Raw genomic sequence first — 25122 nt, forward strand, 5'->3', positions numbered from 1 at the left:
TCTTACTTCACCGCCCGTCGATGCGCGGTGGCGTAGGCCACCGCAGCGAGAGCAGCAACCCAGATCACGAGCGTGATCGCACCTGTAGTACCGTTAGTGACCGCTCCGCCAGGCAGAATGTTGAGAATCGCGTTCGCCCACGGCTGGTTGACTGCCCCGAGAGCGGTCTCCACGATCCACGACTCGACGACCCACACGAAAAAGGAGGCTGTGCCGGAACCGAGAGCCACTGCGGACAGCGCCGCGAGTAGCGGGTAGACGATCCAGAGCTTTGCTTGGGCCAGGACCATCGACGTGCTCTCTGCTCCCATTGCGGCGATCCCGTCGACGAACATGTGCGAGCCGCCGATTCCGATGCCCGACGCGATGAACGCGGTCAGAGTGCACGCGAGGGCGGCCACTCCCACGCGGCATGCGAGTTCTTTGCCACGGTGGTTCGAAGCGAGGTAGGCATACCCGATCGTGCCTCGCGAATGTGCGCCACCGGCGGGAAACGCACCGGCGGCGAGAGCGACAGGAAGCATGAAGCTCGCCGGGATAAGCAGCATTGCCGGGTCAATGGTGTTTGTGCCGTTTGGGCCGAGCAGCGCGGCAACCATGATCGGCCCGGCGATCAGTGCCGCAGCAATGAATGCGAGAAGAAGGCCGGTGGAAGGGCGGGAAAAGATCTCGCGGCATGTAGCTTTCAGTGTGTTCATCGGTTCGTCTCCTTTGCGCGGTGGTTGGTGGAATCGAGGAAGACATCTTCCAGGCTGCGTCTCGTTTCTTGGAGCGAGTACACGGTCACGCCCGCGCGTTGGGCGGTCTCGCCGACATCGCGCGGCGTGGCGTTGTCGACGATGACGGTCTCGCCGACAATCTGGCCTCCCGTGGCTTGTGCGAGCCGCGCCGGGTCGCTGCAGAGCGCTTCAACGCGGTGTGATCCGAGGAAGTCGTCGAGATCTCCTTCGCCGACGAGGGATCCGTTGTCGATGACGACGAGACGGTCGGCAGTCAGCTGCATTTCGCTCATCAGGTGCGAGGAAACTACGACTGCCCGGCCGTCGGCTGCCATCTGCCGGATACGTCCGCGCATCCAGGCCACGCCCTGGGGGTCGAGTCCGTTGACTGGCTCGTCGAGGATGACGTTCGCTGGGTCCCCGATCAAGGCGGAGGCGACTCCAAGGCGTTGGCGCATGCCGAGGGAGTAATTTTTCACCTTCCGGGTCGCCGCGTTGGTGAGGCCGAACGCCTCCAAGGACTCGTCGGCGAGGGACGCGGGAACACCCGCGTAGTCGGCCACCATTTTCAGGTGAGCGCGGCCCGTCATGTGCGGCGCGATCCATTCCGGGTTGAGTAGTGCACCGACGGATCGGGCGGGATGGGGGAGGGAGCGGAAAGGGGTGCCGTCGATAAGCGCTGTGCCCTCGTCGGGCGATTCAAGCCCGACGACCATGCGCAATGTCGTGGACTTCCCGGACCCATTCGGGCCGAGGAAGCCTGTGACTGCGCCATCGGGGGCGGTGAAACTGAGAGCGTCGACAGCTGTTGAGCGCGAATACCGTTTGGTCAAACTTTGAACGTTGATCATGGTTTCGATATTCGCGCTGCCGAGCTGGGAAAACGTCGGTCTGCGGGTGTATATCCGGGCGTACACCTCAGGGTGTACGCGGCATGCCTAGTGGCCGAGCAACTCGCTCGTGCCCACCACACCAGCGCGGAAGGCGAAGAGAACAGCGTGCACGCGGTCGCGTGAATCCGTTTTGAACAGGATGCGGTGCACGTGCGTTTTCACGGTGGCGGGAGAGAGCGTCTCCGCGGTGGCGATCTCCTCGTTGGAGTAGCCGAGCGCAACAAGCCGGAGAATTTCCACTTCGCGGGGTGTCAGCTGCTCGAGCATCGTCTCATTGCGCATGGCCTCTTGCTGCTCAGGTGCGTGCGCCGCGCCGATGACGTACTTGGTCACCTTGGGGGCGAGCACCGCGTCGCCGCCGTGAACGATTCGGATCGCTTCGAGCAGCTCGTCAGGGTCGGAGTCTTTGAGCAAGAAGCCGGAAGCGCCAGCTTCGAGGGCACCGAGAACGAGATCGCGGTCGTCGAAGGTGGTCAACATGATCACTCGGGTATGGGGCTGTTCCTCCAGTAACGAGCTGCAGGCGGTGATGCCGTCGGTGCCAGGCATTCGGATGTCCAGCAGCACGATGTCGGCGTTGCTCTGCCCGAGCACACCCGTTCCATCGCTGGCCTGCCACACCACTTCCATGTCGGGCTGCGAGTTGACCAGCATGGAAAAACCGGCGCGAACAAGGGGTTGATCGTCGACAAGCGCAACGGTGATCATCGCGGAACCTCCACTTCAAGGACGAACGATCCGTCCGAATCAGCAATACGCACCCGGCCGCCGTGCGCGGCTACCCGCTCGCGGATGCCGACCAACCCGAACCCGTCGCTTTCTTGCTTGCTTATCGATGCCGGGTTCGCAGCCACGACCACCACCTCTTTCGCATTCGTCGAAAAAACGATTGAGCCTGTTTGCTCCGACGCATGGCGCAGCATGTTCGTCACCACCTCTTGGCAAATGCGGTAGAGGGTGAACTGAGTGAGGGCAGGCAGATCCTCCGGAAGCGTGTCGAAGCCGTCCACTGTGAGGTCGAGCCCCCGGGCCCGGGCATCGGCGAACAAGTCTTCGAAATCGCGCCGTCCGGGCGTCGCGCCCGCGGGGTGGCTATAATCCTCCTCGCGTAACACGCTAAGCAAGCCGCGCATTTGGGACAGGGCAGTGCGGGATTCCTCGCTGATTGTTTCGAGTGCTTCTTGTGCTTCGGCGGGGTTGGAGGCGGCAGCGTACCGGGCGCCGTCGGCAAGCGCGGTGATGCCCGCGAGTGAATGAGCGACAATGTCGTGCATTTCCCGAGCGATTTGGGTCCGCTCACGGACGTGGGCGAACTCGATCCGCTGTTTGAGCTCGTCAATGCGGTCGCGGCGCTGGCGAACTTGGGCACCGAGAAGGAAGAAAAACCCCAGCACGAGCCACGCGACGACAACAGATGCCACGGCGCTGAGCAGAGAGCGGGTGGCAGGAAGCGCGTTGAGGTCCAGCGCCTCGTGCCAGTGCATGAGCTGCTCTGCCGCCGTGATGCCGAGAATCCACGCCGCAGTCCACGGCCGGAGTCGCGGCGGCAAACGATACGAGGTCACGAATGCCGCCAGACAGACCGGTACTGTCCAATACAAAGGCACGCTCAGAGAGGGAATAGCCAACGACAGCGTGGCGCATCCAGCGACTGCAATCACCGACCACAGCGGCCGATCCCGATACAGCACGCACCCCACCCCGCACACGACGAGGAGAACCGTGCCCGCCGCGACCGCTGGGGCGGGCACCGCCTGACCGTGCGACTGCACCGTAATCCAGTCGAAGCAGAAAAATACCGTAATCAGGGCAATTGCAAGCCATGCAAAGATGCGCCGCGAATCCCCCGCGCGTGTGTTTCCTGCTGCTCGAACCATGGGGACAACAATAGGTCCCCGACGGAACAGTCGGCAGCGCCCGTGCAATCCCCAGCAAGGACATCCGTGAGGCGGACGAGATCGATCCTGTGACGGGATCAGCCTACAGCGGGGGGACGGGACGCCGATAAGCGTGCTTTTAGCTCTGCCAGCGATCGTCCGGGCCGGTCTTGCGGTCGGCGTAGCGCTTCTTTGCGCTGTCGTAGTCTTCTTCCGGCAGCTGGTAGAAGAAGACACGCGGCATGACTGCCTCGGAGTTCTCCAGGTACGTGGTGACGAATTTGTCCACGTCCTCGCGCTCGGTGGATTTCTTGTTCACGTAGATGAACAGGGGACGCGAGAGCGGGTAGTTGCCTTTCTTCGTCTCCTCAGCCGTCGGGGCTATACCGTCGATATTCACGTTGTCGATGAACTTCTGGTACTCATCCTCGGTGGCCAGATAGTTGCCGATGCCCATGAAGGACAGGGCGTTCTCATCCTCGGAGACCCACCGGGACAACTCCTGGATGTCGTCGGTCGCCTCGTAATCGTCGCGGATCTCATCGCCTTGGAGGACAAGCGCTTTGAACACGCCGAGGGTACCGGAGCCATCGGGGCGGCCGTAGAGCTTGATCTCCTCGTCCGGCCAGGACGGGTCGATATCGGACCACTTGGTCACTGGGGAGTCCTTGGACCAGATGTCGTGCAGCTGGTCGATGGTCAGGTCGGCGGCGAAGTCGTTGTCGCGGTGCTTCACAATGGTGATGGCATCGAGGCCGATCGGCAGCTCAATGTATTCGACCTTGTTGTCGGCGCACTGCTTCTGAAAGTCGACGGGGGCGCCCGAACCGGGAATGGCCACGGAGGCATCGTTGATATCGGCTTCGCCGTTGCAGAACTTCTCGAAACCGTCGGTCGAGCCGATGGCCTCGACGTTGACGTCGAAGTCGTAGCGGTTGGCCATGTAAGAGGTGATCGGTTCCACGGTGGCGGAACCGGTGGCCTGGATCGCGTCTTCGCTGGGGGAGTTGGTCGAGGAACAACCGACGGCGAATACGGAGACTGCCGCCAGGATGGATGCGGTGAGGGCCTTGCGCGTCTTAATCATGGTGCTTGGCCTCCTGCATCTCGGCGCGGAACTCGCGCAGCAGGCGGAAGAGGTTCTTCCAGGAGCCCTGGGAGTTGCTCCAGTATTTGGCGAAGTTCTCGTCCAGCTCAGCCTGCTGCTCCGGGGTGACGTTCGGGTTGATTTTCTTGTGCTTGTGGGTGGGATGGGTGCTCTCCGCAGCGACGACGGTTTTGTCCTCTCCGTTGGCAGGTTCGACGACTGCTTCGGTGGCGGTGGCCTCATGGTCGGCGGTCAGGCGGTCCTTGTTGCGGCCGCGTGCGTTGAGCTCGACGCGCAGTTCGTCCGCGGTTTCTTCGAGCTCGGCGAGCAGGGCCTGCAGCGCCTCGTCGGGAGCCTCGCTCTTGATGAGGTCCTGGGCCATGGGGGACAGGTCGGGGGTCACGTTGTTGTCGGGGGTCGTCATCGAGGGGCTCCTTACATCAGGGAGTTAGAAATGAACACTGCCAGCAGCGGGATGGCGAAGAAGACGCCACCGATGTAGATGAATACGTAGAGTTTGTTCTTCTCGGCTAGGCCAGCGAGCCAGTCGGAGCACTTCGGCGGAAGGTCGCGCAGGAACGGGATGCCAAGGATGAGGATGGCGGAGAAGAAGTTGAAAAGGGTGTGTACGAGGGCACCGGCCATCGCGGCTTCCGCCTCTGTGCCTGTTGCGGCGAATGCCGCGATAAGACCGGTCAGGGTTGTACCGATATTCGCACCCACCACGAACGGGAACAGGGTGCGGACCTGGAACTTGCCGGATGCCGCAAGCGGAACCGTCAGGGCGGTCGTGGTGGAGGAGGACTGGACCAACGCGGTGATGAGGGCACCGGAGAGTGCACCGAAGAACGCGTTCTTGCCCAAGGCTGCGTAGAGGATATCTTGCGCCTTGCCCACGAGCAGGGCATTCAGGAGTTTGCCGATGAAGCTGATGGAAACCAGGACGAGTGCGACACCGATGATGGCCAGGACGACACCGCCCAAGACATCGCCGAGCGGTTCGACGAGACCGCTTGCCAGCCCGACGAGGGGTTCGGTGATCATGTCGATGAAGTCGCCGAGCGCTTCGAAAAAACCCGCAATGATGCCTTCACCGGAACCGGTGAGGGACGGTGCGATTGCGGTCGCCGTCTTGCCCAAGAAGCCGGTGAGCATCTCCAGCGTGAAGAAGAACAGGATGGCAATGAGGTTGAAAAAGTCGTGCACGGTCGCCATGGAGAAGCCGTTGCGGAACTGCTTCTTGTTGCCGGCCAGGCCCAGGGCCACCAGCGTCGAGGTGACCGAGGTGCCCATGTTGGCGCCGAAGAGCATTGGAATGGCGATATTCAGTGGCAGGCCACCCGCGATCATGCCGACCACGATGGATGTGGTGGTCGAAGAAGACTGAATGATCGCGGTGGTGACGATACCGATGGCCAGGCCGACGAACGGGTTCTCGGCGAAGGAGAATAGTTCCTTGGCTTGGTCGCCCGCGGCCATCTTGAAGCCGTCGCCGATCATGCCCACACCGTTGAGGAGCAGCCAGATGGCGAGGAATACGGCGATCCAATTGGCTATTTGCTTCGCGGTGCCCTCGAAGGGCAGGAAGCTCAGCGGGTCACTATTTTCGGCATCGTCGTCCGGATCGGTATCGGCGGAAGCGCCAGTAGCATTCCGGCTGGTCGTCTCGTCGGCGCGATCGATGCGTTCTGAATCGGTAACGGTGCGGTCGACCACGCGGATATCGGCGTCTTGCGGGAGCTCGTGTTCGCCGGCAATGTCGCGCGGCAATCCCTTATCGCTCATCGGTTCTCTCTTCTGTATGTAGATGGGAACATAGGCACGCTCCACGCTACGTACAGGTATTTGCCAACGGGTTAATAGGTTGTTAACAGGCTGCGAAACATTTGAACCGGAAAAAGTTGGCCCACATCCATAAGGCCGCGGAACTACTACGGAACCGCAGGGATGGCGAGTCCCTTGGCCACAAGCGTTCCCCACTGTTTAGCCGTTACAGCTTCGCTCGCTAGGGCCGGTCGGTGCCAGCCGGTCCACGTGGTGAATGGCAGCTTGCGGGCCTCCAACAGTGTAATGATCGCGCCGGGCTGGTCCGCCTTTTCCGGTGCAGCGACCACGGGAGTGCGGCTGACGGAAAGCGAGGTGTTGGCGCGGAGGAACTCGTATGTCGCGGAGGCGAGGGGGCTGTTGCCTACGATAACCAGGCTGCTCCCCGCCGCTGCAGCGTCGTCGGCCACGATGACGGTGTCGTAGTAGTGGATGAGCTCGCCGATGCTCACCGCGTCCTCGCCGGCGCCGATGCGGATATTCCCGAACAGGCGCAGGCGGGGGACAAGATCACGGCCACTGCCGCCACTGCCGGTGCTGGCGCGGTGCGTCGAGCCGAAGCGGATCAGGCAGGTCGGTGCGGGGGCTTTGCTGAACAGGTCCACGAAGTAGTCGCCCATGCAGATGAGAAGGTCCGAGGTCTCAATGGCTGCGGCGCCGTGGCCGATGACGGTGACACGGTGAGCGGCACGTCGGGGTGCGTGCGTCATTGCTTTCTCCTTCTCATGTGGTTGCGGGTGCGTTCCCCGCAGGTCGATGGGGATTCGGCGATCCAAATTCGTAGACCGCTTAGTCTGTAACCGTAATCACCGATTGGCCGCGGTCAAGGTTTGCTTGCTATTTAGATTCAAGGCAAAGTGCAGAATACGCCCGCAAATTGGGGTGCTGTGCTGGTTTAGACCAAGTGGTATGTGTAGCGTTCATCACAGCGAATCTGGCCGCCACGCCAGATAGACAGATCAGTCCATATGGGAACCGCCCCGCGGAACTGCACAACAACAGAGAAAGAGCAAGAGGAGGCGACATGGCAGCCACGGGCACCACCGCGACCGCTGAGAAGCGACCCGAGCGCCCCAAGCGCACCGCCCGCAAGCCCAAGCCCGAAGGTCAGTGGAAGGTCGACGGTAAAACGCCGCTCAACCACGACGAAGAGCTGAAGCAGGAAGAGCCCGTGTTGCAGGTCAAGCAGCGGGTCATCGACACCTACTCCAAGCAGGGTTTCGCTTCTATCCCGAACGAGGACCTCTACCCGCGCTTCAAGTGGCTCGGCCTGTATACCCAGCGCAAGCAGAATTTGGGTGGCGAGCACACGGGCAAGGACAACCTCGAGCTCCAGGACGAGTACTTCATGGCGCGCGTGCGTTTCGACGGCGGACAGTGCTCCACCGCGCAAGCCCGCGCAGTGGGGGAGATCTCACGAGATTACTGCCGTTCCACCGCGGACCTCACGGACCGCCAGAACATCCAGCTCCACTGGGTAGGCATCGAGGATGTCCCGGCGATCTGGGACAAACTCGAGTCCGTCGGGCTGAACACATGGGACGCGTGCGGGGATGTGCCGCGCGTGATCATGGGTTCGCCGGTGGCGGGAGTTGCCAAAGACGAGATCATCGACGCCACACCCGCAGTGGAGAAGATCAAGAACGAGTACGTCCTCCGCGATGAATTCCAGAACCTCCCGCGCAAGTTCAAGACCGCCATCTCCGGCAACGCGCGCCAGGACGTGATCCACGAGATCAACGACATCGCCTTCATCGGTGTCGAGCACCCGGAGCTCGGCCCCGGCTTCGAGCTCTTCGTCGGCGGCGGCCTGTCCACTAACCCGATGCTGGCCAAATCGCTCGGCGCCTTCGTCACCCTCGACCAAGTCCCCGAAGTGTGGGCGGGGGTTGTGCGCATTTTCCGCGACTACGGTTACCGCCGCCTGCGCAACCGCGCGCGCCTGAAATTCTTGGTGGCGCAGTGGGGCGTCGAAAAATTCCGCACTGTTCTCGAGGACGAGTACTTGGGCTACAAGCTCCCCGACGGCCCGCGTGCCCCGATGAACCTCATCGACCGCGACCACGTCGGCGTGCACGAGCAGAAGGACGGCAAGGTCTACTTGGGCGTGAAGCCGACGATGGGGCACCTGACCGGCGAGCAGCTCATCGCGATTGCCGACCTGGCGGAAAGCTACGGGCTTGAGCGTCTGCGCCTGACGTCGTTCAAGGAGATTCTCTTCCTGGACGTCGATCCGGAGAAGGTGGACGCGCTCGCGGACGATCTGCAGGAAATGGGCATGTACTCCAAGCCGAGCGAATTCCGCCGTGGCATGCTCACCTGCACGGGCCTCGAATACTGCAAACTAGCCCACACCACCACCAAGGCCAAGGGCATCGAGCTTGTCGACGAGCTGGAGGACCGCTTCGGCGACATCGATTCCCCCATCACCATCACGCTCAACGGCTGCCCGAACTCGTGCGCCCGAACCCAGGTCTCTGACATGGGCTTCAAGGGGCAGATGGTCGACGACGGCAACGGCAACAAGGTCGAAGGTTTCCAGGTGCACCTGGGCGGCACCGTCACCCGCGAAACCCCGGACGGTGAGAAGGAAGCCAATTTCGGCCGCAAGATCCGCGGACACAAAGTGCTCTCGTCCGAGCTCGGGGATTACGTGAGCCGTGTGGTGGCGAATTACGTCGATAAGCGAAATGACGGCGAGATCTTCCGCGACTGGGTGCTGCGCGCCGATGAGGAGGACCTGAAGTGAAGTTCCGCCGCGAACCGAACGCGAACCGCAATTTTCCCTCGCACTGCCCCTACTGCGCGGGCGAGGGTCTGTTCCCGGACGAGACCAGTGATTTCGCGTGGAAATGCACTGAATGCCTCCGTATCTTCGAGGTGAAGTTCTACGGGCAGGACGCCCCGGAACACGCGCCCGCCCCGGCGAAATCGACGGAGCAGGCCATTCAGGAATCGCTGGCCCACCACGGCCACGTAGCGGTGTTGAGGAAGGAGAAATAATGGTCGATTTTTTGTCCCGGCCGCGCGCTGACCTCCGCGATCCGGAGATCAGCCCCGAAGGGCCGAAGGAGACCGAGCCGTTGGGCCCGGAGACCGCGGAAACGAACGCGAAGCTTGTCGACGCCTGGGCGGACAAGCTCTACAACGCCACCGCCCAGGAGATCCTCGAATGGGCCCACGAGTACGCCCCAGGCAAGCTCGTGGTCACGCTGAGCATGGAGAACACCGTGCTTGCGGAGCTGGCGAAGGACTTCCTGCCGGAGGCGGACTTCCTCTTCCTCGACACCGAGTACCACTTCAAGGAGACACTCGACGTTGCGGACCAGGTGGAGCAGCGCTACCCCGACCAGAAGCTCGTCCGCGCCAAGGCGATCCTCTCGCGCGAGGAGCAGAACCGCGTCTACGGCAGAGCGCTGTACCGCACCAACCCGACCGCTTGCTGCCGCATGCGCAAGGTTGAGCCGCTGGCTGTGAACCTGTCCCCGTACGCGGGGTGGGTCACCGGACTGCGCCGCGCGGACGGACCGACGCGCGCCGAGGCGCCGGCCCTCTCCCTCGACTCCACCGGGCGGCTGAAGATTTCGCCGCTTGTCACGTGGTCGCTGGAGGACACCGACAAGTACATCGACAACAAGAACCTGATCATCCACCCCCTGACCAAGCAGGGCTACCCCTCCATCGGCTGCGAGACCTGCACGTTGCCGGTCGCCGAGGGTGAAGATCCCCGTGCGGGACGGTGGGCGTTCAGTGCCAAGACGGAATGCGGGTTGCACCAATGAGCCTGACACAGACAGACACACTTTCACCACACCTGAGGGACTTGGAGAACGAGTCCATCCACATCATCCGCGAGGTAGCGGGGCAGTTCGACAAGATCGGCCTGCTGTTCTCTTCCGGCAAGGACTCGTGCGTCGTGTACGAGCTGGTCCGCCGGGCATTCGCGCCGGCCGCCCCGCCGATCGAGCTGCTGCACGTGGACACCGGCCACAACTTCCCGGAAGTCATCGAGTTCCGCGACAACCTGGTGGAGCAGACCGGCGCGCGCCTGCGGGTGGCCCACGTCCAGGACTGGATCGATCGCGGTGACCTGGTAGAACGCCCCGACGGCACCCGCAACCCGCTGCAGACAGTGCCGCTGGTGGAGACGATCGCCGAGGTCGGTTACGACGCCGTTCTCGGCGGCGCCCGCCGCGACGAGGAGCGCGCCCGCGCGAAGGAGCGAGTTTTCTCCGTCCGCGACTCCTTCGGCGGCTGGGATCCGCGCCGCCAACGCCCGGAACTGTGGGACCTCTACAACGGCGAGAAGCTGCCGGGCGAGAATATCCGTGTCTTCCCCATTTCCAACTGGACCGAGTCGGATGTGTGGGAGTACATCGGCGCCCGCAATATCGAGTTGCCGTCCATTTATTTCGCGCACGACCGCGAGGTGTTCAACCGCGACGGAATGTGGCTCACCGCCGGAGAGTGGGGCGGGCCCCGCGAGGGCGAGACCGTCGAAACCCGCCGGGTGCGCTACCGCACCGTGGGCGACATGTCCTGCACCGGTGCTGTCGAGTCGACCGCCACCACCATTGACGAGGTGCTCGCCGAGTTGGCCACCTCCACCTTGACCGAGCGCGGCGCGACCCGTGCCGACGACCGCTTGAGCGAGTCCGCCATGGAGGACCGCAAGAAGGAGGGCTACTTCTGATGACCGCACCGACCATTTCGCCTGTGGCCAGCGAGGTCTTGTCGGACCGAGCGACGCTGCGCCTGTGCACCGCAGGTTCCGTCGACGACGGCAAGTCCACCTTCGTCGGCCGCTTGCTGCATGACACGAAGTCGGTGCTGGCCGACCAGATGGCCAGCGTCGAGCGCACATCCGCCGACCGCGGCTTCGAGGGCCTGGATCTCTCGCTTTTGGTCGACGGCCTCCGCGCCGAGCGCGAGCAGGGCATCACCATCGACGTCGCCTACCGCTACTTCGCCACCGACAAGCGCACGTTCATCCTCGCGGACACCCCGGGGCACGAGCAGTACACGCGCAACACGGTCACGGGCATGTCCACCTCCCAGGTCGTCGTCCTGCTTGTCGACGCCCGCAACGGCATCAAGCCTCAGACCGTCCGCCACCTCACCGTGGCCAGCCTGTTGGGCGTGAAGACGGTCATCCTGGCCGTGAACAAGATCGACCTGGTCGACTACTCCGAGGAGGTCTTCGACGGCATCCGCACCGAGTTCGAGCAGCGCGCCGCCGCCTTGGGCATCGCCGAGCCGCACGCCGTGCCGATCTCCGCGCTCAAGGGCGACAACGTCGTCGAGCGCTCGGAGGAGACCCCGTGGTACGAGGGCCCGAGCGTCCTCGAACTGCTGGAGACCATCCCGGTGCACTCGGGCCGCGCACTCGACCTGCCCTTCCGCTTCAACATCCAGTACGTGCTGCGCGAGCACGCCACCGACTACCGGGCCTACGCCGGCACGGTGAATGCGGGCACGATCAGTGTCGGTGACACTGTCACCGCGCCGAACGGCCGCAGCACCACCGTCACGCACATCGACAACGCCGACGGTCTGGACGGTGTGACCACCGCCAACGCGGGGGACGCAGTTGCGCTGCGCTTGGCCGACGACATCGACCTGGCCCGCGGCGACCTGCTGGCCGCCGCGCCGTATCCGGAGTCCGTCCGCGAATTCGGCGGCACGGTCGTGGGGCTCACCGACAAAGACATCACCGCCGGCAAGGCCGTGAAGCTGCGTTACGGCACGTCGCTCGTGCGCGCCCGCGTGGCCAGCGTTGACCGTGTTCTAGACATCGACGGCACCCCGGAGAACAACTCCGACGTGACCGCACCGGAGTCTTTTGGCCTCAACGACATCGCGCACGTGACCATCCAGACCGCGCAGGAGCTGCCGGTTGAGGAATACGCCGCGCGTGGTGCGGTGGGCAATTTCCTCCTCATCGACCAAGCTTCCGGCAACACGCTCGCCGCGGGGCTCGTCGGAACGCGGTTGAGGTAGGCGCAATGACGGCATTGATCACGCTCTCGCACGGCTCGCGCCACCCAGGCGCGCAGCCGGGAGTCCGCGAGCTCACCCGCGCCGCGGCGCGCCAGTTGGGAGTGGCCGGGGTGGACGCCCACCTCGAGTTTGACACTCCCGACCTCACTGCCGCCGCCCGCCAGCTCGCTGAGCGCGGACACAGCCGCGCCGTGGTCGTGCCGACACTGTTCACCAAGGCATTCCACGCCACTCACGACGTGCCCGAGGCTATCTCCGCCGCCCGCGCGGAAACGGGACTCGAGTTGGTTTCCGCCGAGGGGCTCGGCCAAGGACGCGACGTTGCGGCAGTGCTCGCCGCACGCGCGCTTATCGACGCTCCCCGCGCCCGCCGCATTGTCTTCTACCCCGTGGGCACCTCCGATGAGGAGGCGGCGGGGAAGACGGTGGCGTTGGGGCGCGACGTCGAAAAGCTCACTGGCGTGCCCGTGACCACCGTCCCCGCGACGGGGGTCGGAGAGCTCGTCGGCGCTGACGGCATCGACGCCGTCGCAGAAGAGAACACCCATTTGCTACCGCTATTCGTCACGAGGGGGTTGCTGCTGGACCGGGTCTGCCGAATGTGGCCCGGGACCATCTCCGCACCGCTTGGCGCGGATCTCGCACACATCATCGCCGCACGTTACCGCGCGGCATCCACCCTCACGCACGCAAAGGTTTAACTCATGAATCGCATGGTCACTCTCATTCTCATCGCAGTCGCGGGTCTCGCCGGCCAGCTTGTCGACGGCGGCCTCGGCATGGGCTTCGGCGTCACCTCCACCACCATCTTGATCATGCTCGCCAGCCTCGGCCCCGCACAGGCCTCCGCCGTCGTGCACACGGCTGAGCTGGGCACGACACTGGTCTCCGGAATCAGTCACTGGCGTTTCGGCAACGTGGATTGGCGGGTGGTCGCCGCGATCGGCATACCGGGCTCAATCGGTGCTTTCGCCGGTGCGACAGTCCTGTCGAACCTGTCGACGGAATCCGCTAAGCCCATCATGTCACTCATTCTCGCCGCGATCGGTGTGAACTTGGTGTGGCGCTTCTCCCGCGGCATTGTCCGCCGCAAGGCGGTCGACACGCCGCACTCCAAGCCTTTCCTCGGCGTGCTGGGCATCTTCGGCGGCTTCGTCGACGCGACCGGTGGCGGCGGCTGGGGCCCGGTGACTACCTCGACCCTGCTGTCCGCCGGCCGCAGTGAGCCGCGCTGCATCGTCGGCACCGTGAACACCGCCGAGTTTTTTGTCACCGCCGCTGCCACCGCCGGATTCGTCATCGGCATGTGGGAAGATCTCGTGGCGAATCTGGCTGCCGTGCTCGCCCTGCTTGTCGGCGGCGTGATCGCCGCACCGCTGGCCGCGTGGCTGGTCACCCGCCTCAACCCGATCCTGCTCGGCGGCATCGTGGGCACCCTGATTGTGACCCTCAACCTGCCGGTCGTGCTGAAGGCCCTGGGTGTCGGCGCCTCCGTTCTTGTCGCCGTGCGCATAGCCGCCATCGTGGTCGGCGTGGCCCTTTCCATTCGCGGCTGGAAGAAGGCCCGGGAGAATTCCCGCGCCGCCGCCGAGAAGGAGGGTGCCAGTCAAGCCGGCTACGAGGAGGACGCCGCGGGCAGAGTGACTGGCTCCTCGGCTTCCGCCACCGGATCTCCGACTGCGGCCCGCCGCTAGCCACGTCGCAGCCCTGAACCGCGGACTTCCGCATCAGAACTCCCCCGCATCGTTCACGCTCTCGCTCCTGCCCGGCAGGACGGACGACGTGACAGGTGCGGGGGAAATTCCGCTTTTCTTAGCGTGCATTTTCTCCAGATACATGAGGTGTCATATGTATGCGAAATTGGGAATGGGGATTCCTACTTGCATTATCTCACACATATCCTGAACAGCTTTCGGGCGAGCGATCCCAAGTTCGACTATTCTCCGTGACATGACATGGAATACGGATTTTGGCACCGAAACGACAATTCACGCGACCGGGGAAGAAGTGATGGGCGTGCTCGCCGATGTGGAAGGGTTGCCGGCATGGAACCCGGCTTTCACATGGGTCGGGCCACAGCAAGACGATGGAGCGCATTCGCTCATCGTGCAGCGGGTCCTGCGTGGGTCCATCAGAATGACAAAGTCGGGGGCGACGGTGGATTACGCTATCGAGATCCCCGGTTTGGTGGAGCACTCGACGTTCCGGATTGACGATAATGTGGACGGCACAACGCGAGTGACCCACCGCGTCCAGCAGGCAGGTCCGCTCTCACGGCTCATCGGGGCGCGGGAGGCGTCGCTTGTCCCGGGGAAGAGACTGGACCGGCTGGAAAGGGTCCTCGCTGGGACATACTGACAAGGCCACGCCGCCGGAAAGGAATCGGATGCCAGGACTGTTGCCCGCTGACCCGGAGAGGTTCCGTTATCTCGTCCTGGCACTGCAAAGGCAGGGGAGCCGCGAGCTGAACCGACTTTTCGCCGATATGGGTCTGACCACTTCGCAGGCCGAGGCGTTGGAGATCCTCGGCGCCTACGGCCCGATCAGCACAAAGGAAGCGGGTGCGTACTTGATCTGCGAATCCGGTAGCCCTAGCCGGTTGCTCGCGGCTCTCGCCGCGAAGGGGCTTACTGTCGCGTCCCAGTCTGCGCAGGATAAACGGCTCACTCTCCACGCGCTCACCCCGGAAGGCCGGGCGGCTGTGGCGGCGATCCAGGAGCAGAACCGCGCCTTCGAAGCAGAACTGGCGCGGCGGATGGACAAGGCGGCTTCGGAGGTTGACGGCACGGGACTCGCGCAACTCGCCGCGCTCGTGACGGACCCCGAGCTCAACGGCGCCTTGCGGCGGCGCTTCCCCGACCTTTTCCCAGCGGGCTAAACTGGCCCTAGTTATTCGCGATATGAAGGACAATCATGCTCGTCAGTGAATCACTGTTTCTGCTGCTCTCAAACAAGTCTGACCGTTTTGAGATCGGTGTGAGCCATCAGCGTGTGGCCCTCAACGGTGCTTTGCTGTGCGACCTGGTCGCCACCGGACTGGCTACGATTCACGACGGTAAGTCCGCGACCGTGACAGCGACAGAGGGCGCCGCCCAGCGCGCGTCTGCCCACCCTGCATTGGCCCACGGCGTATCCCGCCTTGAGGCGAAAAGCGAAATGTCCCTCTACTCGGCACTGCACTCCCGCAAATTCGCCGACAAGGAGGCTCTCGCGCAGCGTCTCATCGAGGAGGGTGTGCTGGACCAGGAGCGCGCCAGCTTCCTTGGTCTGAAGTGGACCCGCTTCCCGGAGAAGGACGAGACGATCGAGGCCGCAATGCGCGGTCGCTACCGCGACATCTTCCACGGCAAGGTCGAGCCGCGCCCCGAAGAGGCCATGGTGATCCTTCTGCTGAAGAATACCGGTGAGCTGCGCCGCGTCTTCCTCGACGAGATCCAAGGTGTACCGTTCAACGCCGTCCGTGTGCGGGTCCACGACATCGACCGCGCCGTGCTCGAAGGCGCAACCTTCGACCACGCCAAGGAGATCAATCTTGTCCTCGACGGCGTTGCCCAGGCGGCCGCGGTGGAAGAGGAATCGGCGTCCAGCTAGCCCCGGGGCGGCTCGAGGTCACTCTCACAAAACGCAAAAGGTAACAATCGAACGGTAACTCCGCTCCATTATGTTTGCCCTTTAGGGCATGCTGCGCCATTTTGGAGCATTGTTACCGTTCAATTGTTACCTTTTGCTGTTTATTGGGGCGGCAGCCTGCCGGTCAGGGCACGCGGTGTGTCCAGGCCTCGGTGCCGAACTTCTCCTCCACGAGCTTCTCGGCGGCGGCAATGTCGTCGTCGGAAAGCTGGCCGGTCTCGGCCGGGTAGCGGGAGATGAACGTGTTCATCAGCGCTTCGATGACCTCTTGGCGCGCGACACCGGTTTGGCGGCGCAACGGGTCGACGCGCTTCTTGGCCGAGCGGACGCCCTTGTCGGCCAGCTTGACCTTGCCCACACGCAGCACTTCCATCATCTTGTCGGCGTTGATGTCGTAGCTCATGGTTGTGTGGTGCAGGATCGCGCCGTTGACGCGCTTTTGGGCGGCACCGCCGATCTTTCCGCCGTCGGAGGTGATGTCGTTGATCGGCACGTACCAGGCGTTGACCCCGAGGGATTGCAGGCCGGCCAGGACCCAGGTGTCCAGGTACTGGTAGCTGTCGACGTAGCTGAGTCCCGCGACGACATCGTCGGGCACGTACATCGAATAGGTGACGCAGTTTCCGCCCTCCATGAACATGGCGCCGCCGCCGGACATGCGGCGGACAGGAACGATCCCGTGCTTCGCGATGCCCTCCGGATCCAGCTCATTCTGGAAAGACTGGTAGGAGCCGAACACGACGGCCTTGTCCTCCCACTCCCAGAACCTCAGGATGGGGCCCTTGCGGCCGGCGGCGACCTCCTCGAGGAGGTACTGGTCCAACGCGACGTTAACCGGCGTCGGCAGGACGGGGGAGTGGATGACGGTCCAGTTGTAGTCGGTGAGGTCCTTGGCGTCGAGAAGCGCCCGCCGCGCCGTGACGGCCACGTCCCGCGTGGAGAATCCGTGGAGGGCGACGGGCTGGCCTCCGTCGAGAGCCGCCAAGGCGTCGTCGATACGCTTCTGCAGGTCGTCGGCTGATTCTGTGACGGAGGCCCCAACGAGTGCGCCGTTGATCGCGTCGTAGGCCTCCTCGGGCTCGAGGAAGAAATCGCCGGAGATTTTCGCGTCAGTGATCTCCGTGCCGTCGTCGGTGAGGTCGGCGACGACGAGCTTGCCGCCGGAGACCTTCACCTCGAAGTGGTGGGATGCCATTTACTTGGCGAACTCCTCGATGAGTGCCTTGTTGAATGCCGGGAGGTCGTCCGGGGTGCGGGAGGAAACGAATCCCTTGTCCACGCGGACCTCCTCGTCCACCCACGTCGCACCCGCATTGGACAGGTCCGTCTTCAGCGAGGGGTAGGAGGTGATGGTCACACCGTTCAGGGCGTCTGCGTCGGCGAGAATCCAGCCGCCGTGGCAGATGACACCGACGGGTTTGTTCGCCTGGGTGATCTCGCGCACGAAAGCGACAGCGTTCTCGTCGGTGCGGATGGTGTCGGCGTTGCCGGTGCCGCCGGGGAGGATTAGGGCGTCGAAGTCAGCGGCGTTCGCCTCGGTGGAGGTCTGGTCGACGGTGACCTTCTCGCCGTTCTTGCCCTCGATCTCGCCGGTCTCCGTGGAGATGACGGTAATGGTTGCACCTGCCTCGGCGACAGCGTCGCGCGGGCTGGTCAGCTCCGAATCCTCGAAGCCGTCGGTGGCCAGGATTGCGATCTTCTTGTTCGACAGTGTTTCGTTGCTCATGACGCCCCATGGTAAAGAAAAACGCCAGCCGGGGGGCTGGCGTTCACTCAGAGCGTATTCAGGACGTGCTAGTCCTTCTTCTTTTTCTTCTCGAGGTCGTCCTCGTCGATAGCGCGGGTGTCGCCCGGAGCCTTGTTGTCCTCGGGCTGCTCCTTATCCACGCGGGTGGTACGCGGGACCTTCGTCGAGCCGAGCTTGCCAGCCTCCTCGTCGAGCTGGGTCTGGCCCTTGCGGCGGCCCATGGAACGCATGCGGTCGCGCACGGCGAGGTAGGCCTCGCGTGAGTCCAAAGTCTGGCTCTGCTGTGTGGCGATCTGGATGTCGTCCGCGGTGATCTCGCCGGTGCGCAGGGACACCATCTCAGCCCAGTAGCGCAGCCACACTGCCGCGACAGCGCAGACGGGCACGGCCAGGAACGCGCCGATGATGCCGAACAGGGTGCCGCCGACAGCCACACCCAACAGGACGATCGCCGCGTGCAGCCCCATTGAGCGGGACTGCAGGATCGGCTGCAAGACGTTGCCCTCGATCTGCTGGACCAGAATGACCAGGCCGAGCACTAGCAGGGCCTTGGTCAAGCCGCCGGAAACAAGGGCGATGATGACCGCGAGGGCGCCGGCTGTGAAGGCACCGATGATCGGGATGAAACCACCGAAGAAAGTGATCACGGCCAGCACGGGAGCCAGGGGAACGCCAAGAATGATCAGGCCGGCACCGATGAACACGGCATCCACGAGTGAGACAATCGCCTGCGTGCGGATGAATCCCGCGAGCGTGTTCCAGGAGCGCATGAGCACCTCAGTGAGGTGCCAGCCGACCTTCACACCGGTGTACTTGCGCAGCCACGGCAGGAAGCGGTCGCCGTCCTTCAGGAAGAAGAAGGACAAGACCAGCATCAGGGCGAGTGTCGTGCCAATGGAGGCCGCGGCGCCGATGCCCGTGACGACGCCCGAGGCAATGTTGTTGGCCTGGCCGCGGACGAATTCGCCCGCCTGGTTCACTGCCTGCTCGAGCTGGGTGGTGTCCACGTCGAAAGGCGCGGACGTCTGTAACCAGTGCAGGATTTGCTGGATGCCTTCTTCCGCCTGGTGGTAGAGCTCCACCGACTGGGTCTTGATGGTCGGGGCCATCGCGGCGAAGATGCCGCCGATGATGCCGAAGAAGCCGATCAGCACCAGGAACACTGCGAGGGTGGCAGGCACCTTGTGGTTGCGGAGCCAGCGGACCGGCGGCCACAGGACGGTGCAGAAGATTAGCGCCAGCAGCGTCGGCAGAACGCCGACCCAGATGCCGCCGATGAGCTTGACCAAAAACGCCGTCGCGATCACGATGACGATGAAGCGCAGAGCCCAGGCAGCTGCGGTACGCCCGTCGGCCGCGATGACGTTGCCGCGGTCGATGGACTCGCCGGAGAGCGATTGCGCCGCTTGCGCCGCGGTTGGTTCTGTCGCCGGGGCCTCCACCGAATCGAGGAGGGTGGTGGCGAAGTCTTCCGCCCCATCCGTCTGGCGGGCGTCTGGACGCTTTGAATTATGTTCAGTCACGAAGAAGCATTCTGCCAGATAGGCCGAGAAAAACAACATCTAGAAGCGTTAACGGCAGGCTGAGGTTATGCCGGATTTGCGGAGGTGGACCCAAGGGGCCCACAACTTCATTAAATTTTCTGGTAAAATAATGAGCACCTACATAGTATTATGTGCAAAACCATGTGCCGGCTGGCCCCTCCCGGGGGAAACCTCAGCTATGTCACTCACCCGTAGCCTGCGCCGTGCCGCAGCAGCCACCACCCTCTCCGCCGCCGTGTGCGCCAGCGCGGCAGCCCCTGCCAATGCGTGGGAGAACACGTTCGACGAATCGGTCGGCAACGAAGGGCAGTGCACCCTGGAATTCACCGAGCAGGAGAGGGAGGACATCAACGCCGCTTACGGCCTCATGTTCGGGACGATGGCGGACCTGTCTTACGAGCGTATCAACGACCTGAAGGACAGGAAGGTCTGGTGGGAATGGGCCAAAGAGACCGACCAGAAGGACTTGACGGCACCGGGCCCGCTCGGGCCCGTAACCAACGCGCAGGTGGCACTGTTCGCCGGCAAAGACAGCGGTACCTACACCATGGCCGCCCGCTACCTCGAGCAGTCCCGTAAAGAGGTCGTGCCGTCGACTGAGCTCACGCTCACTCCGGCCGAGGCGGCGGATCTCAAGGGGGCCGGTGCGGTCAACACCGGCAGTCTCGTCGCGCCGGGTATTTGGGCCTTGATGCGGGGCAGTCTCTCGGTCGGCGATGTCACCACGATGGCCGGAGAGGCACTGAACAAGCTCGGCCCGCGCATTCAGCCGACGATCAAGAGCTACGAGAATGCGCTCACGGCCTGCGAGGAGCGTGAGAGCACCAAGGGCACGATCAAGCAGGGCTCGAGTTTGGATACCGACCAGTTCGCCGGTCTCGTCGCGGGCGGTGTGCTGGGCGGTCTGGCACTCCTCGGCCTCATCGCTGTTGCGGCCGGTCCACTGGTGAACGACTTCTTCACCAATTTCTGGAGGAACGCCGGCGTGCTGCGTTAGCGTCGGCGGACGCCGAAAAGTACGCCCTGAGCACTAGAAACAAAGAAAGTTGAGTGAACCTGGAACAACTTTATGCAACTGCGAGTTGTAGGGATTGAGTGAGTCAAGCTCAACTCTGTGACAGTGTGTCGCCTCCCGGTGGTACAGTGGCAGCCGGAAGTTGAGCGGAAGGCAGTCAACCTGCTGAACGGACTCGACTCGGTAACACGAAATAAACCGAATTTTTCAGGAGGACATGAACACTATGGGACGCGCAGTAGGCATTGACCTTGGCACCACGAACTCTGTTGTTTCCGTGCTGGAGGGCGGCGAGCCGGTAGTTATCGCCAACGCGGAGGGTGCACGCACCACTCCGTCCGTCGTCGCTTTCGCCAAGAACGGCGAGATCCTCGTCGGCCAGTCCGCGAAGAACCAGGCGGTGACCAACGTCGACCGCACCATCCGTTCCGTCAAGCGCCACATGGGCGAGAATGACTGGACCGTCGACATCGACGACAAGAAGTACACCCCGCAGGAGATTTCCGCGCGCACGCTGATGAAGCTGAAGCGCGACGCGGAGGCGTACCTCGGCGACGAGGTCACCGATGCTGTTATTACTGTCCCGGCGTACTTCGAGGACGCACAGCGTCAGGCCACCAAGGAGGCTGGCCAGATCGCAGGCCTGAACGTCCTGCGCATCGTCAACGAGCCGACGGCTGCCGCACTTGCCTACGGTCTGGAGAAGTCCGACAAGGAGCAGACCATCCTCGTCTTCGACCTCGGCGGCGGCACCTTCGACGTGTCCCTGCTCGAGATCGGTGACGGTGTCGTCGAGGTGCTGGCCACCGCCGGCGACAACGAACTCGGCGGCGATGACTGGGATCAGCGCATCGTCGACTGGCTGGCGGAGAAGTTCAAGTCCCAGCACGGCATCGACCTGACCAAGGACAAGATGGCGCTGCAGCGTCTGCGCGAGTCCGCGGAGAAGGCGAAGATCGAGCTGTCGTCCGCGCAGCAGGCGTCCATCAACCTGCCGTACATCACGGTCGACGCCGACAAGAACCCGCTGTTCTTGGACGAGAACTTGTCCCGCACCGAGTTCCAGCGCATCACCTCCGATCTGCTGGACCGCACCAAGGAGCCGTTCAACCAGGTCATTAAGGATGCTGGCCTCTCCGTCGGCGACATCGACCAAGTCGTGCTCGTCGGTGGTTCCACCCGTATGCCGGCTGTCTCCGACCTGGTCAAGGAGCTCACCAGCAAGGACCCGAACAAGTCCGTCAACCCGGATGAGGTCGTGGCCCTCGGTGCTGCACTCCAGGCTGGCGTTCTGCGTGGCGACGTCAAGGATGTGCTGCTGCTCGACGTCACCCCGCTGTCCCTGGGTATTGAGACCAAGGGCGGTGTGATGACCAAGCTGATCGAGCGCAACACCACCATCCCGACGAAGCGTTCGGAGACCTTCACCACGGCTGAGGACAACCAGCCGTCCGTGCAGATCCAGGTTTTCCAGGGCGAGCGCGAGATGGCCTCCGCCAACAAGCTGCTCGGCTCCTTCGAGCTCGGCGGTATCGCACCGGCTCCGCGCGGTGTCCCGCAGATCGAGGTCACCTTCGACATCGACGCCAACGGCATCGTCCACGTGACCGCGAAGGACAAGGGCACCGGCAAGGAGAACACGATCAAGATCCAGGAGGGCTCCGGCCTCTCCCAGGAGGAGATCGACCGCATGGTCAAGGACGCGGAGGCTCACGCCGACGAGGACAAGGCCCGCCGCGAGGAGCAGGAGACCCGCAACAACGCGGAGTCCATGGCGTACCAGACCCGCAAGTTCCTGGACGAGAACAGCGACAAGGTGTCCGAGGACATCAAGACCAAGGTCACCGCTGCCGCCGACGAGGTCGACGAGGCGCTGAAGGGCGACGACCTGGATGCGGTCAAGGCTGCCGTGGAGAAGCTGACCAACGAGTCCCAGGAGATGGGCAAGGCCATCTACGAGGCCGAGGCGAACGCAGGCGCAACCCAGGCGGATGCGACGGCTGAGGGCGACGACAACGTCGTCGACGCCGAGGTCGTCGAAGAGGACGACAACACCTCCAACAACTCCGACGAGAAGTAAGGAGCTGCCACCATGACCAACCCGAACGAGCAGATGCCCGATAACCCGGGCGCGCCCGAGTCGACGGACGAGGAATACGTCAGCCCCGACCAGTCCGAAACCCTGGCCCAGGAGGCCGCGGAGTCGGAGGCGTTGGCCAAGGACGACGTGGACCCGCTGTCGGACTCCGAGGTGCTCGACGCTGAGCTCGCGGACGCGTTGGACGACGCGGAGCGCGAGGTCAACCCGGACGCCGACGGTGACGGGGCGGTCTCCGACGTGGAACTCCAGCTCGCCGAGCGCACCGAGGACCTCCAGCGGGTGTCCGCTGAGTACGCGAACTACCGCCGCCGCACGGAGCGCGAGCGCTCCCAGATCGCCAACGATGCGAAAGCAAAGGTGATCACGGAGCTGCTCCCGCTTATCGACGACTTGGAGCTCGCCCGCCAGCACGGCGATCTCGCCGAGGGCCCGTTGAAGGCATTTTCGGACAACCTGCAGGCAATCCTGCAACGCCAGAAAACGGAAGCCTTCGGTGCGGAGGGCGATGCCTTCGATCCGGAGATCCACGAGGCGGTGCAAGACCTGTCACAGGGCGACACCAAGGTTATCGGCACGGTCCTGCGCAAGGGCTACCGCGTCGGCGACCGTTTGGTCCGCAACGCGATGGTGATCATCGCGGACCCGGACGACAACGCCGAATCCGCTGAATAGTGTTGAGCGGCACTAAGTAGCGCCCAGTAGCACTCAGCGAAGCTCAGCTGCGGCCGGGGAGGGAAGCAAGACCATGCACGTCGACGTTCCTCCTCGGCCGCTTTTTAGATACAACACCACCACAAACGATATTTAGAACCGCGAATTACCCAGTGCACGAACTAGAACTCGAACTAGAACTTGAACTGGAATAGGGCAGAAGGGAGGAGGCGCACATGGCCATGCAGCAGGAATGGGCGAATAAGGATTATTACGGGGACTTGGGGCTGTCGTCGTCGGCAAGCGCTGCCGAGGTCAAGAAGTCGTACCGCAAGCTGGCGCGCGAGAACCACCCCGATTCTCACCCGGGCGATAAACAGGCCGAGGAGCGCTTCAAGCGCGTCGCCGAGGCGTACGACGTGCTCGGTGACGAGGCGAAGCGCAAAGAATACGACGAATTCAAGTCGATGATGAACTCCGGAGGCTTCATGCGCTTCGGAGGGAAAGGAGGTTCCGGGTTTCCGGGCGGGTTTCGCACGACGACGACCACGTCGGACTTCGGGGCCGGAGGATTCGACGACTTCGGGTTTGGACAAGGCGGAGGATTTTCTTCGGAAGGCGGTCTTGGTGACATCTTCGGTGGCCTCTTTAACCGCGGCGGCGGCACTGGCAGGAGTGCTCGGCCGACGCGGGGGGCCGACGTCGAAACGCAAATAACGCTCGACTTCCGCGAAGCCGTCAAGGGCACGACAATCCCCATTGAACTGACTGGTGAGGCCCCGTGTACCGATTGCCACGGTTCAGGCTCGGCGACGGGGAAAACCACGACGTGCCCGGACTGCGGCGGCACAGGCTTCGTCAGCGAGCAGAAGGGCGCGTTCGGGATGTCCCGGCCGTGCACACGCTGCGGGGGCACAGGCCAGATCATTGAGAACCCGTGCCAGACCTGCTCCGGATCCGGAACGGTGCGCCGCACCCGGTCGATCACCGTGCGGATTCCCGCCGGCGTGATCGACGGGCAGAAGGTGCGCCTGGCCGGGCAGGGCGAAGCTGGCCCGAACGGGACGCCCGCGGGCGACCTGTTCGTCAACGTGACTGTCCGGCCGGACAAGGTGTTCACCCGCAACGGCGACGATCTCGCCGTGACAGTCCCGGTGAGCTTCACGGAGCTGGCTCTTGGGGGCGCGGTGACGGTGCCGACGTTGGATAGCCCGGTGAAGGTCAAGGTTCCGGCTGGCACCCCGAGCGGCCGCACCCTGCGCGTGAAGGGGCGCGGTGTCCCGCGCAAGTCCGGCACCGCGGGCGATTTGATGGTCACCGTCGAGGTGACGGTGCCGAAAAACCTGGATGCGGCAGCGACCAGTGCGCTGCGCGCGTACGCTCAGGCGGAGAAGGATTCCGGCTTCAACCCGCGCGCCGGTTGGGCCGGAGCCCCATCCGGAAATAGTTAGGGGAGGTGAGCCAGAAAATGAATAAGAAAGACGACGCAGCCAACACCGCAGAGACTGTGGATGCAACAAGCAATGTCGAAGCTGTCGGCGAATACTACGTCATCTCCGTCGCCGCCGAGCTCACCGGCATGCACGCCCAGACCCTGCGCACATACGACCGCATGGGCCTGGTCACTCCGATGCGCACCTCCGGCGGCGGACGCCGCTATTCGCAGCGCGACATCTCCCGCCTGCGCACGATCCAGCGCCTGTCGCAGGAAGAAGGCGTGAACCTAGCCGGAATCAAGACGATCATCGAATTGAGCGAGCGGATCGATTCCCTGGAGGGCGAGTTGGCTGCCGAGCGGAAACGCAGCACAGAGCTGGCACAGTGCTTGAGCAACTCACAGAACCGGAACCGGCGCGGCGGGGAGCTCGTTCACGTGCCGCGTTCCACGGCGGTGGTGACGTGGCGCCGGCACCGAGGGGAGTGAGCGCTGGGCACCTGTGAATGTCGCTCTACCTGTTGCAGGGTTTCTGGAAGCAGGTTTTAATTTTCGGTGGAAGTCACTGGCACGTACTTGCTCGCCACCTTTCGTTTCCT

Annotated in this window: 26 protein-coding genes; 15 read left to right on the forward strand and 11 right to left on the reverse strand. The window is 63.5% G+C overall.

What is annotated here, in order from left to right; translation table 11 throughout:
* Positions 1–2: 2 nt before the first annotated feature.
* From QYR03_RS08965 to QYR03_RS09000, 8 genes are all read right to left on the reverse strand, one after another.
* Positions 3–698 carry a hypothetical protein gene (locus tag QYR03_RS08965; RefSeq protein WP_210573964.1) on the reverse strand — a complete coding sequence of 232 codons (696 nt, stop codon included), beginning with the start codon at positions 696–698 and terminating at the stop codon, positions 3–5.
* Complete coding sequence (locus tag QYR03_RS08970; protein WP_210573966.1) at positions 695–1570, reverse strand: ABC transporter ATP-binding protein; 876 nt, start codon at positions 1568–1570, stop codon at positions 695–697. Before QYR03_RS08970 ends, QYR03_RS08965 begins: the two co-directional genes overlap by 4 nt.
* Before the next feature lie 87 nt (positions 1571–1657).
* Entirely contained in the window at positions 1658–2320 is a 663-nt protein-coding gene (locus QYR03_RS08975; RefSeq protein ID WP_301713284.1) for a response regulator transcription factor, read from the reverse strand.
* The gene (locus QYR03_RS08980) at positions 2317–3489 is read right to left on the reverse strand and encodes a sensor histidine kinase (protein WP_301713285.1); all 1173 of its coding nucleotides are present in this window, start codon (positions 3487–3489) and stop codon (positions 2317–2319) included. Before QYR03_RS08980 ends, QYR03_RS08975 begins: the two co-directional genes overlap by 4 nt.
* 139 nt (positions 3490–3628) lie before the next feature.
* The gene (locus QYR03_RS08985; RefSeq protein ID WP_301713286.1) at positions 3629–4576 is read right to left on the reverse strand and encodes a substrate-binding domain-containing protein; all 948 of its coding nucleotides are present in this window, start codon (positions 4574–4576) and stop codon (positions 3629–3631) included.
* On the reverse strand, positions 4569–5000 hold the full coding sequence (locus QYR03_RS08990) for a hypothetical protein (RefSeq protein WP_301713287.1): 432 nt from the start codon (positions 4998–5000) through the stop codon (positions 4569–4571). The genes QYR03_RS08985 and QYR03_RS08990 overlap by 8 nt, the downstream gene beginning before the upstream one ends.
* A gap of 11 nt (positions 5001–5011) precedes the next feature.
* A complete protein-coding gene (locus QYR03_RS08995; RefSeq protein ID WP_301713288.1) occupies positions 5012–6361 on the reverse strand; it encodes a Na/Pi symporter in 1350 nt (449 codons plus the stop codon).
* 146 nt (positions 6362–6507) lie between these two features.
* Positions 6508–7110, reverse strand: a complete 603-nt coding sequence (locus QYR03_RS09000) for a hypothetical protein (RefSeq protein ID WP_301713289.1) — start codon at positions 7108–7110, stop codon at positions 6508–6510.
* A 314-nt stretch (positions 7111–7424) separates the two neighbouring features.
* Between QYR03_RS09000 and QYR03_RS09005 the strand changes: the two genes are divergently transcribed.
* The 10 genes from QYR03_RS09005 (at position 7425) to QYR03_RS09050 (ending at position 15991) form a co-directional block, all read left to right on the forward strand.
* Positions 7425–9149 (forward strand): nitrite/sulfite reductase, encoded by a 1725-nt coding sequence (locus tag QYR03_RS09005; protein ID WP_301713290.1) that lies wholly within the window; start codon positions 7425–7427, stop codon positions 9147–9149.
* Positions 9146–9403 carry a hypothetical protein gene (locus QYR03_RS09010; protein ID WP_259850095.1) on the forward strand — a complete coding sequence of 86 codons (258 nt, stop codon included), beginning with the start codon at positions 9146–9148 and terminating at the stop codon, positions 9401–9403. Before QYR03_RS09005 ends, QYR03_RS09010 begins: the two co-directional genes overlap by 4 nt.
* Positions 9403–10182 (forward strand): phosphoadenylyl-sulfate reductase, encoded by a 780-nt coding sequence (locus tag QYR03_RS09015; protein ID WP_301713291.1) that lies wholly within the window; start codon positions 9403–9405, stop codon positions 10180–10182. The genes QYR03_RS09010 and QYR03_RS09015 overlap by 1 nt, the downstream gene beginning before the upstream one ends.
* Complete coding sequence (gene cysD / locus QYR03_RS09020) at positions 10179–11093, forward strand: sulfate adenylyltransferase subunit CysD (protein ID WP_301713292.1); 915 nt, start codon at positions 10179–10181, stop codon at positions 11091–11093. Before QYR03_RS09015 ends, cysD begins: the two co-directional genes overlap by 4 nt.
* The gene (locus QYR03_RS09025) at positions 11093–12400 is read left to right on the forward strand and encodes a sulfate adenylyltransferase subunit 1 (protein ID WP_259850101.1); all 1308 of its coding nucleotides are present in this window, start codon (positions 11093–11095) and stop codon (positions 12398–12400) included. The genes cysD and QYR03_RS09025 overlap by 1 nt, the downstream gene beginning before the upstream one ends.
* A 5-nt stretch (positions 12401–12405) precedes the next feature.
* Positions 12406–13101 carry a sirohydrochlorin chelatase gene (locus QYR03_RS09030; RefSeq protein WP_301713293.1) on the forward strand — a complete coding sequence of 232 codons (696 nt, stop codon included), beginning with the start codon at positions 12406–12408 and terminating at the stop codon, positions 13099–13101.
* Positions 13102–13113: 12 nt separating this feature from the next.
* Positions 13114–14094, forward strand: a complete 981-nt coding sequence (locus QYR03_RS09035; RefSeq protein ID WP_301713317.1) for a sulfite exporter TauE/SafE family protein — start codon at positions 13114–13116, stop codon at positions 14092–14094.
* Positions 14095–14350: 256 nt separating this feature from the next.
* Positions 14351–14758, forward strand: coding sequence for a hypothetical protein (locus QYR03_RS09040; RefSeq protein ID WP_259850105.1), 408 nt, complete (start codon positions 14351–14353; stop codon positions 14756–14758).
* A gap of 28 nt (positions 14759–14786) precedes the next feature.
* Complete coding sequence (locus QYR03_RS09045) at positions 14787–15278, forward strand: MarR family winged helix-turn-helix transcriptional regulator (protein WP_259850106.1); 492 nt, start codon at positions 14787–14789, stop codon at positions 15276–15278.
* A gap of 35 nt (positions 15279–15313) precedes the next feature.
* A complete protein-coding gene (locus tag QYR03_RS09050; RefSeq protein WP_259850108.1) occupies positions 15314–15991 on the forward strand; it encodes a GPP34 family phosphoprotein in 678 nt (225 codons plus the stop codon).
* A gap of 163 nt (positions 15992–16154) precedes the next feature.
* Here QYR03_RS09050 and QYR03_RS09055 read toward each other — a convergent pair whose 3' ends face one another.
* The 3 genes from QYR03_RS09055 to QYR03_RS09065 all read right to left on the reverse strand — a co-directional run bounded on the left by QYR03_RS09055 (position 16155) and on the right by QYR03_RS09065 (position 19300).
* A complete protein-coding gene (locus QYR03_RS09055; RefSeq protein WP_301713294.1) occupies positions 16155–17225 on the reverse strand; it encodes a biotin/lipoate A/B protein ligase family protein in 1071 nt (356 codons plus the stop codon).
* Positions 17226–17756 carry a type 1 glutamine amidotransferase domain-containing protein gene (locus QYR03_RS09060; RefSeq protein WP_259850111.1) on the reverse strand — a complete coding sequence of 177 codons (531 nt, stop codon included), beginning with the start codon at positions 17754–17756 and terminating at the stop codon, positions 17226–17228.
* Positions 17757–17824: 68 nt separating this feature from the next.
* Positions 17825–19300 carry an AI-2E family transporter gene (locus tag QYR03_RS09065; RefSeq protein ID WP_259850118.1) on the reverse strand — a complete coding sequence of 492 codons (1476 nt, stop codon included), beginning with the start codon at positions 19298–19300 and terminating at the stop codon, positions 17825–17827.
* A gap of 199 nt (positions 19301–19499) precedes the next feature.
* On the opposite strand from QYR03_RS09065, the gene QYR03_RS09070 reads away from it, so the two are divergent.
* The 5 genes from QYR03_RS09070 (at position 19500) to QYR03_RS09090 (ending at position 25012) form a co-directional block, all read left to right on the forward strand.
* Positions 19500–20318, forward strand: coding sequence for a hypothetical protein (locus QYR03_RS09070; protein WP_259850122.1), 819 nt, complete (start codon positions 19500–19502; stop codon positions 20316–20318).
* Between the two features lie 244 nt (positions 20319–20562).
* A complete protein-coding gene (gene dnaK / locus QYR03_RS09075) occupies positions 20563–22416 on the forward strand; it encodes a molecular chaperone DnaK (protein ID WP_259850124.1) in 1854 nt (617 codons plus the stop codon).
* A gap of 12 nt (positions 22417–22428) precedes the next feature.
* Positions 22429–23109, forward strand: a complete 681-nt coding sequence (grpE, locus tag QYR03_RS09080) for a nucleotide exchange factor GrpE (RefSeq protein WP_259850126.1) — start codon at positions 22429–22431, stop codon at positions 23107–23109.
* Positions 23110–23324: 215 nt separating this feature from the next.
* Positions 23325–24539, forward strand: a complete 1215-nt coding sequence (gene dnaJ, locus QYR03_RS09085) for a molecular chaperone DnaJ (protein ID WP_259850127.1) — start codon at positions 23325–23327, stop codon at positions 24537–24539.
* Positions 24540–24595: 56 nt separating this feature from the next.
* On the forward strand, positions 24596–25012 hold the full coding sequence (locus tag QYR03_RS09090; protein WP_259850450.1) for a helix-turn-helix transcriptional regulator: 417 nt from the start codon (positions 24596–24598) through the stop codon (positions 25010–25012).
* Positions 25013–25122 lie beyond the last annotated feature (110 nt).

Source organism: Corynebacterium sp. P4-C1, assembly GCF_030503595.1.
Taxonomy (GTDB): domain Bacteria; phylum Actinomycetota; class Actinomycetes; order Mycobacteriales; family Mycobacteriaceae; genus Corynebacterium.